We start from the raw sequence: 12,522 nt of genomic DNA on the forward strand, positions 1-12,522 counted from the left end.
GTAAGATCCAAAATTGGATCAGCCGGATTATCAACTTAGGTTCGATCTTGATCCAATGTGCATTTCACTGCCGTCTGGCGAGTTTCATTGGGACTCTGAACCTGAAAGCATTACCTACAAGTTCTTTTGGCGCTTTGGGAAACCGTCTCGCGCGGGCCACAGCATCCATTGCCGCCTTGTCGAGTTCAGGCACACCTGAGGATTTTCTCAATCGATAGCTGATCAGTCGACCGTCACGCGAAACCTGCAGCTCGATCGTTACATCACCGCTGGTTTTCGATCTACGCGGATAGCGTTTGTTACGATCAATACGCGCCCGGATTTTAGCGCCCCACACAGCCTGCAACTTAGCCATTTTGCCCGGGTCGCCGGTTGTAACCTTGGCATTACCTGCCCCGGCCTGCGTCGATCCGCCAGACCCGGCTGCGATTTCCTTCCGCCGTCCCACCGAGGTCTGTTTGGCCTTCAAACCTTCATTAGATTGTTTCTGCTCAGGTCGGGGTTCGGGGCGCGTGTCGGCCCGGGGCTTAACCTCGACCTCGGGTTCCGGCGGTGGGGGTGGAGTAATGTTGACCTCAATTTTCTGTTCTATCTCGGGCTGCACAATTGCCGTGCGCACTGTCGCATTTGGCGCGGGAGCCAGCTCGATCTGCGGTACCATTGGTGTTTCAACTTTGATCGGCTGGGGTGCGGCAAGTTGATCTTGCAGGATTGGCATGGCCACAGGTGACCGCTCCCAGGCTTTGACCATATCGACCACAGTGGGGGCAGCGGCCTGGATCGAAACCATCGCATCTCCGTTGCTGCCAGCGGCTTGTTGACCGGATCGCGCGCCGTGCACGAACGCCAGAACGTGCAGGGTGATGGCAAGGATCACAAATATGCAAAGTTCGAGGCCGTGTTTCATCGTGCGGTCACACTCAATTCAACGCGTGACAGGCCTGCAGCCACAAGCTTTTGTAACAGCCCGGCCAGCACGCGTGCTTCTAGTTCTGCATCGGCGCGAACTTGAATGACCTGATTGGTGGCACTCAGGGCGCTGATAGCTGTCAACGCCGCCACCCCTTCGGCACCTTCAAATGATGTTTTGCCCGATTTATCGACATAGAGGACATGTTCAACTTCGGGTTCAGTGTCCGATGTTGCGGCGGGTGGAGTGACATCAAAGGGTTCGGGTCTGGCGAGGTTTGAAGTCATCAGGAAAAAGATGAGCAGCAGGAACACCACGTTGATCATCGGCACGATTGACTCGGTATGCGGACGGCGGGGCGGAGTTGAAAAATCCATCACTCTACTCCACCAGAACGGCCGAACTGTAACCGGCCTTTCGCAAATTCTCGGTCACAGTCACGATGCGCTGCAGGCTGGCGCCGTCCTGGCCGCGCAGGATCAGCATATCTGTCGGCGATTGTATCAACGGTGCCAGCGCTTGTGGCAGATCAGCCGTTTCGACCCCGTTCAGTGTCACCCTGTCCGGGTAGACATCGATCAGCCGCGGAGGGCCGGTGTATTCCCCACCTGTCGACGTCAGCGGAAATGGCAGCATGGCGTCTGCTCCGAACCGGGACGCCAGCATGAAGAATACCAACAGCAGAAACACCACGTCGATCATCGGGGTGAGGCTGGGCTTACGCTTTGGTCTGCCGGGCGGTGCGAACTGCATGGATCTATTCCGCAGCCAGTTTTAGGTCAATACGAGCTCCGGCCACGAACAAACGCGTAGCGCCATCTTCGACATCGCGGCGGATGCGCTCGATCACCGCTTCGAACCATGTCAGCGCCGCTGAGGCGGGAATGGCGACCGCCATACCGGCGGCTGTGGTCAGAAGAGCCTCCCAGATGCCACCGGCCAACAGCGCCGGATCGGCGCGATTTCCGGCCTGCTGAAGGGCCTGAAAAGCAGTAATCATGCCCAGAACCGTGCCAAGAAGACCCAGCAAGGGCGCAATGGTGGCAATCAGTTCCAGCGCCCGTAAACCAATCCCTGCCTGCGCGATCTCGCGCTTTGCAACACGGGCGGTTTCCTCACGTGCGCGGTCTTCTGGCAGGTAGTGGATCGCACGGATCGCGTTTGCGACAACCTTTGATCGGATACCTCTGCGATTGTCGACAATGGCCAGTGCCGCATTGATATCTCCGCGCTCGAACAGCTTTAATGCTTGTCCGGCCTTACCGCGGGACCAGGCACCGATCAGTGCCAACCGCCAGATCTTCCACAGGATCAGAGCTGCCGTAATCACCGACAGTGCCGCGATGACCCAGATCGAAGGCCCACCGTTTTGCAAAAAGGCAGTCGCCCGTTCCGAGGCATCCTGTGCGGTTTGCCAGACCTCTTGCTGCGGCGCGAGGGGTTCGGTTGGCGGAAGGAGAGTTGGTGTTTCACCAAGTCCGGCATCTGTTGCGTCGACGGGCAACGGCGCCGGGGCAATGGTCGGGGCGGCGACCTCTGCTTGCGACGGTATCGTATCCGCCAGAGCGGGGCTTTGCGTCGACACTTTGGGCTCGGTTTGCGTTATTTGCGCAGCAAGAGGGGCAGGGATGGTCACAAGGGTGGCCAGAAGAATCATTCGCAGGTTCATGAGCGGCTCCAATAGGCCAAGATATGGGATTGAGCGGGAACACTGCTGGTGTTTTTGAAGACCCCGCGCATCCGCAGAGCGTCACTTTTCTCGCAGGCGACCCAAAGGTAATGGTCGGGCGTTGTTAGGGCCCCGTTGATCGCAGGCGCTGCGAAGTCTGTACCCTCGGAATGATTGTGCCAGATTATCGAGACTCCGCCCGGCGCATGGATCGGATATGTCCAATCCGCACTTTCATCCGCCAGAAGGATAACTTGCCCGATGGTATCGGGTGCGGAATTCCCATGGGCCAAGACATCCTCGTTGGTTGGCGAGAATGAAAGCATACCCCTCTTGATCTGAACCGTTATCTCTGCATGGGTATCTGTTTGGTCCATCATATTACGGGTGGTTGCCTCATGCTTCAGGGCCATCCGGATGGCGTCGTATGTCAGACTTGGAATAGGTGTTTCCGAGCGTTGGGGAAATTCAGGATGTACTGTCATCACATTTGATTTCCAGCTGGTTCTGCAAGCGCCATTGAGCCATCCACCTCATATGCCGGCACAGTCTTGATGACCGCAGCGGATATTTTGATTGTTCATGAGAATTGGCTGGATCACGTAATAGGGAAATCAAACGCAATCTGGCTGACAAGCCAAGTGGCCAGTCATCGCCTCGCCCTATAATTCCCGTGTAAAATTGTCAATATTATCCGCCAAAGAGCTTTCAAGCGACTAAGCGTACCAAAACCGCGCTGTGGGTCAGTTGACAGAACCTAAACAGGTTTTTTGCGATTGCAGATACGTTAGTGACCAAGCCCGGCCAAACACTATAGTCGGTTATGGTTTCCAAGGCACTGAGGCTGCGCCAATGCCGCAATCGTGGCAAGAATTGAGGCGCCGCTAAGCAGTGCACCCTGCATACCGTACATGAATGGTTGGATTGTCCCCAACCAAGCTCGATTGAACAATCGGTTCGCGCTTATCCAAAAAGCTTCAAGATACTGCGCGCATCTCTATTTGACGATAACACCTTCTGTGACCCATTTGTCGAACTGTGCCAGAACGCTATCGCAGAACTCTGCATCGTTGATATGTGCATTGACCTCGGTCATCGAAACCCGACCCGGCATGACCTTTTGGGCTTCTTCCACCATGTCCGCCAAAGCTTGTGGATCATGCGCCTCTTCGCCTTCCTTGTCCCAGGCTTCGACGCCTTGAACCGGCAAGAAGAAATGAACAGGACCGGTTGCTGCCTCCAGCCGATTGGCAAGCTCGCGTATCCAGGCGCGACGCTCATCCCCATTGAAAACCGCGCTTTTGATCAGGCGGTTATGTTCATGGAATGGTCGATCAGCATATTGATCTGGAATATCCTGCCAACCCGCAAAATCCAGAAGGTCCAGCGCGCCCGGAGCGACCAACTGCGGAGTGCCCACACGTCCGGCATTGGTAACGCGATCTTCACCGCTGGAGACAACAGAGCCCGCCATAAGGTTGCCGAACTCCTGCATACAAAAATCCATCACGCAGGCAAATGTGCCTTCGCCAGCCAGTTTCTCGAATGCCATGCCGCCCATTCCAGTCGAATGAAAAACGGCGACCTCAAATCCGCGCTCTTCCAGTGCGGGTTTGAGTGTTTTCATATAGCGAAGGCAGGAAGAGCCCAGGCTGGTCATTCCAACCAATGGCTTGCTGCGATCCGACGTAATGGCGGCTTTGGCAGCACCGACAACAGCCCCGGCCGCCTGCATGAGCGAGGATTGGCAGATCGAATTCATACCGTACAGCCCCCCGGCCCAGAGGATCATCTGAATGTCGGGAGCCAACCGACGTGGCGGGATCAGCGGAGAGAAACTGACCGTTGAGACGATGTATTTCGGCACACCCATCGGCAACGCCTGCGCACAGTCGAGGGCCAGATCGGTACCCATGGTGCCACCGGTGGCCAGCATCCCATCAAAGCGGCCATCGGCATAGGCTTGTGCAACGGTTTTCGCCGCACCGGCGGACATCACGCGAAACGCTTTGTTTTCATCTCCTTGCGCAATGACCTCATCGATGCTCATCCCACCTGCGCGGGCAACGTCGTGCTTAGAGATGTCAGTCGGCTCCGAGGGATCACCCAATACCGAGACATCCATCGTCAATACATGTGCGCCCTGCGCTTTGATCGCCTCTTCGATGAACCGCATCTCGGGTTCCTTGGTATCGTAGGTCCCAATCAGCAGGATTGTCTTTGTGGTCATTGGTTCCTCCCATTTATGCGAGTTGTGTCGAGATATCGGGTCAACAGGTTCCGGGCGGTTTCGATGAACCGCGTGTTGCGCAGATCTGATCCATCTTCCTGAAGGCGGGATGATATCCATCCAACATATGTCGCAGCACGCAAAGCCATGAACAGATCAAGATGCTCGGTGCAGATTTGCCGTTCAGTCCGGTACCCGGTCAGCAAAGCCTCGCGCAGCAAGTCACAATCTGGTTCTTCAAGATTCTTGAGCAGGGTGGTCACTATGTCGAACAGGCGGAATCCAAATCCTGCATCATCGAAATCAATCAGCCATACCCGATCGCTATCAACCATGACGTTTTCGCGGACAAGATCGGCGTGGATCAGGCCATAATCCAGTTTACTTTCCAAATGCCGAAGCTTGTGATCTGCGACCTTGCGAAACTGCAGAAACAGCGCCTGATCCTCCGCAGTAAGTGTCGGATTTTCCCAGAAGCGATCCCAGAGAGGTGTTTTGCCCAGTAGTCCGGGTCGATCCCACGACCAGCGAGAAAATCCCGGCGGAGGTGACCAATCATCGCTGATTTTATGCAGTCGGGCCATTTCCCGGCCAATCGTATGAAAAACCCCAGTGCGGTCTTCGTGATCTATCCCCGATCCGGTCGCCCCTAAAGGACGCCCCGGCAACCAGCCTAGCATGTCGATCTGAATGCCTTGCAGAAGATGCAGATACAAACCTTCCGTGCTGAGTACAGGCGTTGGAACGCCGACGCCTTTTTCCCCGAGTGCGGCCATCCATTGCAGTTCTGAGCGAAGTTCTGCGTCAGAGCGCAGGCCCACGCGATGCAGACGCAAGGCATAGGCGGTCTGCCCCAGATCAATTCGATAGACGTGGTTCTCCCGAGCCGCCACAAGCGACCATTTGGCATCTCGCATTCCCCACAGGGCCAGAGCCTGTTCCACAATCTGTTTCATGAGATCAGTGGCGTTTCCGCCAGAACGCCATCCAAAGTATCGAACAGAAGATCAGCGTTTTCGACCGAGAACGGCATGGGCGGGCGGATCTTCAGCGTGTTTTTGTGACGCCCCAGCTTGGAGTGAATGATCCCACGATGACGCATCGCGTTGATGACGCGATCGGTAAATTCGCTGGCTGGCTCTTTGCTGGTGCGGTCCAGAACCATTTCTGCCCCGAATATGAGCCCCGAGCCGCGCACGTCGCCGATAAAATCGTATTTCTGCTGCAGCTTGTTCAACCGCGTGCGGGCGTGTGTCCCAACAGTTCGAGCGTTTGTGACCAGATCCCGGTCTTCAATTTCCTGCAACACCGCCATCGCAGCCGCGCAGGATACAGGGTTGCCACCGAAGGTGTTGAAGTAACGATACCCCTTTCGGAACGTTGCCAGAATCTCGCTGCGGGTTGCCACGCCGCCCACCGGATGGCCGTTTGCCATGGGTTTGCCCATGGTCATGATATCGGGCACCACGCCCATCTTCTGATGCGCCCACATGTGTGTCCCGGTGCGACCAAAACCAGATTGAACTTCGTCACAGATCAACAGACCACCTGCTTTGCGCACCACCTCGGCCACAGGTTTCAGCCAGCCATCCGGGTGATCGGGAAAGCCTTCGTTCAGAAAATATGGACAGACGATTAGCGCAGCAAAGCCCGTTCCAGCCTTTTCATGTTCGGCAATCTGTTCGGCGACGGCTTCGGCAAATCTTGTGCCATCCGGGTCGGGGTTGCGATAGCTGTCGGGCGCTTTCACAAATCGGAAATAGTGGTCCAATCCAAACCCGACGGTTGGAACATTGGATTGGCTCAACTGACTGACCAGCGCGGTATTGCCATGATAGGTCGCGTCGGTGGCAATGATGCCTCGTTTGCCGGTCATGCCTTCGGCCATGCGCAACGCGATGTCATTGGCTTCGGAGCCGGTGCAGGTCAGGATGGCCGTATCCAGCGAAGCATCCATCGTAGCGGTCAATTTTTCAACGTAGTCCAGAATGCCGTCATGCAGATACCGCGTGTGGGTGTTAAGGGTTGAAGCCTGACGGCAGATCGCCTCGACCACCCGAGGATTACAGTGGCCCACATGCGGTACATTGTTATAGCAATCCAGATACTTGCGCCCATCGGCATCCCACAGCCAGACGTCTTCGCCTTTCACAAAGTGCACAGGCTCATCATAAAAAGTCGAGACATTGGGCCCCAAGAATCTGGACCTGCGTTCGATGAGTTCGGCAGATTTCGCAGGAAGCGTCATACAGTCATCCCCTGATCAGAGTTTTATCCACGCGGTTTTCAGATCGAAGTATTTCTCCAACGCGTGCAGAGACTTGTCATGCCCGTTCCCGGACTGGCCCACGCCCCCCAGTGGAACAGTCAAATCCGAGCCGCCATAGGTGTTGACATGCATGACCCCGGTCCGCACTTCAGCTACCATGCGATGCGCCCGGCTGAGGTTCGAGGTCCAGACGCCTCCCGCCAAACCATAGACGGTGGCGTTGGCCAGACGGATCGCCTCATCCTCATCCTTGAATGGGGTCACGGCCAGAACCGGCCCGAAGACCTCGTTCTGGAATAGGTTATCTGTTTCCTTGACGCCCGCCATTACCGTTGGGGCCATGTAATAACCGCCGGTTTCGGCCAAGATACGCTCACCGCCGGTGCGCCGTTCGGCACCCTCGGCTTCGGCCTTTGTCACGAAATCCAGATTGGCCTCCAGTTCTCGCAGGCTGTGAACCGCACCAATCTGGCTGGTCAGGTCCAACGGGTCACCAACCCGGAAGTTCTTGGCATGGCGGGCGATCTCGGCGACGAATTCTTCATAGATGTCTTGCTGCACCAGCAGGCGAGATCCGGCGACGCAAACTTGCCCCGAATTGCGGAAAATTCCGGCTGCTGACACTTTGGCTGCCTCGGCCAGATCGGGGGCATCGGCAAAGACGATGTTCGGAGATTTGCCGCCCAGTTCCAGATAGCAGCGTTTCAGATTAGATCGCGCCGAATATTCCAACAGGCGCCGACCTGTCGCACCCGATCCGGTAAAGACCATGATGTCCACATCCATGGACAGAGCCAGCGCTTCCCCAACGACCGAACCGCGCCCGGTCACCACGTTGAACACGCCGTCAGGAACACCTGCTTCGGCCACCAGCTCAGCGATTTTCAACAGGCTGAGCGACGCGCTTTCTGCAGGTTTCAGGACTATGGAGTTCCCCGCCGCAAGGGCTGGCGCGATTTTCCAGCTTCCGATCATGAGCGGGAAGTTCCATGGAACAATTGCCCCAACAACGCCAACCGGGGCATGATGCACAAGACCCAGAATGTCGTGACTGGTTGGCGCGATCTGGCCGTATATCTTGTCGATGGCTTCAGCATAATACCGGAAGGTAGCGGCAGCCGAGAGTGCCTCGGCCTTATACGCCATGTTGATTTCGGTGCCATTGTCACGCACACCCAGAACCGCGATTTCAAGCGCGTGGGCTTCGATCAGGTCGGCCAGCTTCAGCAGAACCTTCTTGCGCCCTGCCGGGGGCATACGGGACCATCGACCATCATCAAACGCGGTCCGCGCGGCGTGAACGGCACTACTGACATCCGCAGGGCTGCCTTCGGCGATATGTGCCAGAGGCTGGCCATCGATGGGCGATAACACCTCGTGCAGAGCGCCAGTTTCTCCGGCATGGAATGTGCCGTTGATGAAGTGTCCGCGTGGGGCGATCTCCTGCACGCGCAAGGCATCGATGGAAGACTGATCCATGAAAGCTATCCTTGTTGGTTCGGGTGGTCGGAATCCACAGCGGGTACTTTGGGTTCGGGTCTGAGTTTGTTCTTGAACTCGAAGTACAGCGTGCGGAAATGAAGGATCAGGATCAGTATGATCAGACAGAACAGAATTGCCGCAATGGGCCGGTCAATGAAATCCAGCGGCGTTTTGACCCGCGCCATGGCGCTGCGCAGCTTGGTTTCCATGATGCCGCCCAGAACCATGCCGAGTATGATCGGTACGATCGGCAAATCTAGCCGTTTGAGGATCAGGCCGAAAACACCAAATCCCGCAGCAATGGCGCAATCGGTAATCGAATTGCGCAGACTATAGACGCCGACAAAAGCCAAAATCAGAATCATCACGCCCAGAAACCGTGTGGGAATCTGGATGATCTTGAGCAGCAAGTTTGTCGAAAACAGCAGGAATACCAGAACGATCACATTCAGGATGATCAACGCCATGTAAAGCGCCATAACAAAATCCATCTGATGTTCGAACAATTGCGGACCAGGAATCACGTTATGGACATAGAAAACCGACAACATCATTGCAGTCAGTGCTTCTCCGGGGATGCCCAGAGCAAGAAGGGGGATCATTGCCGCGCCCGGAACCGCGTTGTTTGCAGCTTCTGATGCGACGAGACCCTCGGGTGAGCCATCGCCGAATTTTTCGGGGTCTTTCGACGTTTTCTGAGCATAGGTGTAGGACAGGAACTGCGAGGTAAACTCACCCGTTCCCGGCACCATGCCCATAAGCACACCAATGCTTGAAGATACGGTTGCAACCCTTTTCAGGCCCAGCAATTCTTTCAAACCGGCAAAGATATTGCCGTTGACGTGGGTGTCCTGTGGTGCGTGGTTCTTTTCCAGAAGCAGCAGAAACGCCTGGCTCAGCGCAAACAGACCCAGAACGACAACAATCAGGTCAATGCCCGATGCCAGCCAGCTTTGATCAAAAGTGAAACGACGGGTGTATTTGACCGGTTCGAGGCCGACCGTGTTCAGGAAAACACCGAAAGCTGCCAGCATGCCCGCAGAAAAAATCTGACCGCGATGCGCAAGCACGACCAGAATAATGCCTAACAGTGCGGCCAGGAAAATCTCTCGGCTACCGAATTGTGGTGCAATCAACGCCAGCACTGGCGAGAGCACCATCAGGCAGATGATCGCAAAGACACCTCCGAAGAATGAGGCCGAATAGGCCAGCGACAGCGCCCTGTGGCCCTGACCACGTTTGGTCATGGGATAACCGTCATAGGTGGTGAGCGCATTGACAGCTGTGCCCGGCGTATTGATCAGAATGGCCGGGATCGCACCGCCATACATGGAGGACCCATAAATGCCCAGCAACAGGGTCAGGCCTACGATGGGTTCGAAAGAAAAGGTGGCGGGCAGCAGGATCGCGATGGCAACGGCTGCCCCTACTCCTGGCAGGGCGCCAATAATGACACCGCCAATTGAACCGATCAGCAGCGCGACAATGACCTGCCACTGCAGCAGGATCGAAACACCGGACAGAAGCGTTTCCATGATGGTCCCTTTACAGATAGGTCAGCGCAAAGGCGCGGACAGAGTCTGGCAAATATTCATAGACGGCGCCCGCAGGGATTTTCACTTGCAGAAACCCTCTGAACACGATGGTGACGACAAACCCGAACAATGCCGCGATGCCGATTGCACCCGATCCGCGAAACCCTGAGCGCATGGTCAGGAAGACCGCGAATAACATGGTGGATGGCAGATATCCCAACTTAGGCACCAGCAGCACATAGATCAGGAAATAGGCGACATATTCCAGCGACCTTACCCAGAACCCGACCTCGCTCCAGCGACCGTCGATCCGGTCGGAAATGGCCGAGCTGAGCCAATGCAGAAAGCTGAACAGGACCATGCACCATACAGCCACTGTGGGCCACAAACCTGGTTGCGCGAACCATTTGGTGCGCTTGACGACCTGCGTCTGTTCGCCAAGTTGAGATAGCAGAAACACCGAGAAGACCATGAATAGTACGGCAAACACAACGTCACCTGGTCGGCGATATCGCTTGAACATGTCCTGAAGCGTTTTTGCGATCATTTTTCCCTCCCATCCCAAAACAAAGGCGCGGGGATTTCTTCCCGCGCCCTGATCTGGGGGTTATTCGCCCAGAATTTCCGTGATCTTGCCGATCGTCTGCGTATCGGCCTCGATCTGCGCCTGCGATTCCTCGGCGTTCTGCCAATAGATCAGAACACCGGTTTCACCGATCAGGTTTTGTGCTTTGTCAGACTGCAGCGCCTTTTGGGCAGCAGCTGAAATCTTTTCGCGCGCATCTACCGGTACGTCCTTGTGAACAAACAAACCGTTCCACAGCGCCAGATTCAGCTCCGGGTGGATTTCTGCAACCGTGGGAGCATTGGGCGTCAGGCTGATCCGTTCATTGCCGATGGAAGCAAGGACGTTCACCTTGTCCATGCAGGGCAGGATCAGTTGTAGCGTGGTGTTGATGACGTCCACATCGCCCGAGGCCAGCGTATTGCAATCCAGCGCATCAAACGCGGCTTCGCTGGCAAAGTCGAACTCTGACTGGATCGCTGCCGAGAATGTCACCTGGGTGGGTGGCAGGAACGAGCCGAAGTGACCCAGCGCCACATCGTTTTCTTTGCCATAGGCGACCAGTTCATCCCAGTTCTGGAACGCGGCGTCCTTGCTGGCGGCAATGACGAACGGATAGGTCATGAAGATGCCGATCGGCTCGAACGGGTTCGGGCTGAGTTCCGGAATACCGATCTCGGGCCCGCCGATCGGAACGTCGGTGACGAAAGAGCCCACCGTATATCCATCTGCCGGGGCAGTCGCGACCTCGACCGCGCCGGGGAATGGGCCGCCGCCACCGCCGGGTTTGTTCACAACAGCGGCAGGAACACCATACATCGCTTGGAATTCATCGGCGATCATACGGGTCAGAACGTCCTCAAGATCGCCCGGAGGCCAAGGAACCACAAAGGATACGGGCTTCTCAGGATATTCCGCCATAGCGGCGGTTGCCGAGGCTGCCATCAAGGTTGCCGCAATAATTTTTTTCATTTGCTCCTCCCAGTAAAGGTTCATTATTTGAACCGTGTTAGCAATAATAATCTTGCTTTGTTAAGTTCATTCTGTCAAGTATAACCTCAGCTGGAGGAGGCAAAACACATGGGTACCGCGCTTAACGCGTTGAAAATGCTGGACCTGTTTTCAAGCTCGCTGGCCGAAATCGGCCTGAGTCAAATCGCGCGCCTGTCCGGATTGAACAAAGCGACAGCCCTGCGTCACCTGCGTGCGCTCGAAGAATTCGGACTGATCGAACAAAACCCGCAGTCGAAAACATACACCATCGGACCTGCAGCAGTGCGACTTGCAGCACTGCGTGAAATTGCCAGGCCTGGCCTCGAAGGCGCACGTCAGAAAATGCAGGCGGCGATGCTGGAGGTCGGTGAAAGCCTGCATCTTACTTTGCTGGAAAAGGATACTTTGCAGACCGCTGTGGTTGTTGAGACGACGCGGCACAGTGTCCGGGTCAGCCTGGACCCCAGCGAAGTTATTCCGATCAACGCAACCGCCGCGGGCCTGTGTATGCTTGGGTTTGGCCCGTCATACCTGCGAGACCATCTGGACATGGAAAAGCAGGAACGCTTCACCGCCACCACGCTGACAGATCCGGATCAGATCAGAGAAAAGGTGACGCTGATCCAGAGGGCGGGGTGGTCTAACAGCAATGGTAGTTATGAAGAAGGGGTGTTTGGATTTGCTGCACCAATCTTTGGCATCAGCCAAGTCGCCCTAGGGACAATCTCGATTGCCGTTCCAGAAATTCGGGCCACCAGCGATCGCTTGCCCGTGATTCTGAACTCGCTTCAATCTCTCTCGCGCGATCTGACCGCAAATTTTGGCGGCCAGATGCCCGAGACTTTCCCAACCGAGTTCCACCCCTGAGC

General features: G+C 56.0%; 13 protein-coding genes. 1 reads left to right on the forward strand and 12 read right to left on the reverse strand.

Features of this window, described 5'->3' with window-relative positions:
* Positions 1–64 precede the first annotated feature (64 nt).
* From BLU89_RS09700 to BLU89_RS09755, 12 genes are all read right to left on the reverse strand, one after another.
* Positions 65–907 carry an energy transducer TonB gene (locus tag BLU89_RS09700; protein ID WP_074736641.1) on the reverse strand — a complete coding sequence of 281 codons (843 nt, stop codon included), beginning with the start codon at positions 905–907 and terminating at the stop codon, positions 65–67.
* Complete coding sequence (locus BLU89_RS09705) at positions 904–1,287, reverse strand: ExbD/TolR family protein (protein WP_074736642.1); 384 nt, start codon at positions 1,285–1,287, stop codon at positions 904–906. The genes BLU89_RS09700 and BLU89_RS09705 overlap by 4 nt, the downstream gene beginning before the upstream one ends.
* Before the next feature lie 4 nt (positions 1,288–1,291).
* Positions 1,292–1,663 (reverse strand): ExbD/TolR family protein, encoded by a 372-nt coding sequence (locus BLU89_RS09710; RefSeq protein WP_074736643.1) that lies wholly within the window; start codon positions 1,661–1,663, stop codon positions 1,292–1,294.
* Between the two features lie 4 nt (positions 1,664–1,667).
* Positions 1,668–2,579, reverse strand: a complete 912-nt coding sequence (locus BLU89_RS09715) for a MotA/TolQ/ExbB proton channel family protein (RefSeq protein WP_074736644.1) — start codon at positions 2,577–2,579, stop codon at positions 1,668–1,670.
* Positions 2,576–3,064, reverse strand: a complete 489-nt coding sequence (locus BLU89_RS09720; RefSeq protein WP_143030552.1) for an SIP domain-containing protein — start codon at positions 3,062–3,064, stop codon at positions 2,576–2,578. The genes BLU89_RS09715 and BLU89_RS09720 overlap by 4 nt, the downstream gene beginning before the upstream one ends.
* 512 nt (positions 3,065–3,576) lie before the next feature.
* Complete coding sequence (locus BLU89_RS09725) at positions 3,577–4,809, reverse strand: Tm-1-like ATP-binding domain-containing protein (protein ID WP_074736646.1); 1,233 nt, start codon at positions 4,807–4,809, stop codon at positions 3,577–3,579.
* Positions 4,806–5,765, reverse strand: a complete 960-nt coding sequence (locus BLU89_RS09730; RefSeq protein WP_074736647.1) for a phosphotransferase enzyme family protein — start codon at positions 5,763–5,765, stop codon at positions 4,806–4,808. Before BLU89_RS09730 ends, BLU89_RS09725 begins: the two co-directional genes overlap by 4 nt.
* Positions 5,762–7,057 (reverse strand): aspartate aminotransferase family protein, encoded by a 1,296-nt coding sequence (locus BLU89_RS09735; protein WP_074736648.1) that lies wholly within the window; start codon positions 7,055–7,057, stop codon positions 5,762–5,764. The genes BLU89_RS09730 and BLU89_RS09735 overlap by 4 nt, the downstream gene beginning before the upstream one ends.
* 15 nt (positions 7,058–7,072) lie before the next feature.
* Entirely contained in the window at positions 7,073–8,557 is a 1,485-nt protein-coding gene (locus BLU89_RS09740; RefSeq protein ID WP_074736804.1) for an aldehyde dehydrogenase, read from the reverse strand.
* A gap of 5 nt (positions 8,558–8,562) precedes the next feature.
* The gene (locus BLU89_RS09745; RefSeq protein WP_083347719.1) at positions 8,563–10,095 is read right to left on the reverse strand and encodes a tripartite tricarboxylate transporter permease; all 1,533 of its coding nucleotides are present in this window, start codon (positions 10,093–10,095) and stop codon (positions 8,563–8,565) included.
* A gap of 10 nt (positions 10,096–10,105) precedes the next feature.
* On the reverse strand, positions 10,106–10,642 hold the full coding sequence (locus BLU89_RS09750) for a tripartite tricarboxylate transporter TctB family protein (protein WP_074736649.1): 537 nt from the start codon (positions 10,640–10,642) through the stop codon (positions 10,106–10,108).
* Positions 10,643–10,702: 60 nt separating this feature from the next.
* Entirely contained in the window at positions 10,703–11,632 is a 930-nt protein-coding gene (locus tag BLU89_RS09755; protein WP_074736650.1) for a tripartite tricarboxylate transporter substrate binding protein, read from the reverse strand.
* Between the two features lie 108 nt (positions 11,633–11,740).
* On the opposite strand from BLU89_RS09755, the gene BLU89_RS09760 reads away from it, so the two are divergent.
* Positions 11,741–12,520 carry an IclR family transcriptional regulator gene (locus BLU89_RS09760; protein ID WP_074736651.1) on the forward strand — a complete coding sequence of 260 codons (780 nt, stop codon included), beginning with the start codon at positions 11,741–11,743 and terminating at the stop codon, positions 12,518–12,520.
* Positions 12,521–12,522 lie beyond the last annotated feature (2 nt).

Origin of the sequence: Ruegeria halocynthiae (genome assembly GCF_900106805.1) — a bacterium.
Lineage (GTDB): Bacteria > Pseudomonadota > Alphaproteobacteria > Rhodobacterales > Rhodobacteraceae > Ruegeria > Ruegeria halocynthiae.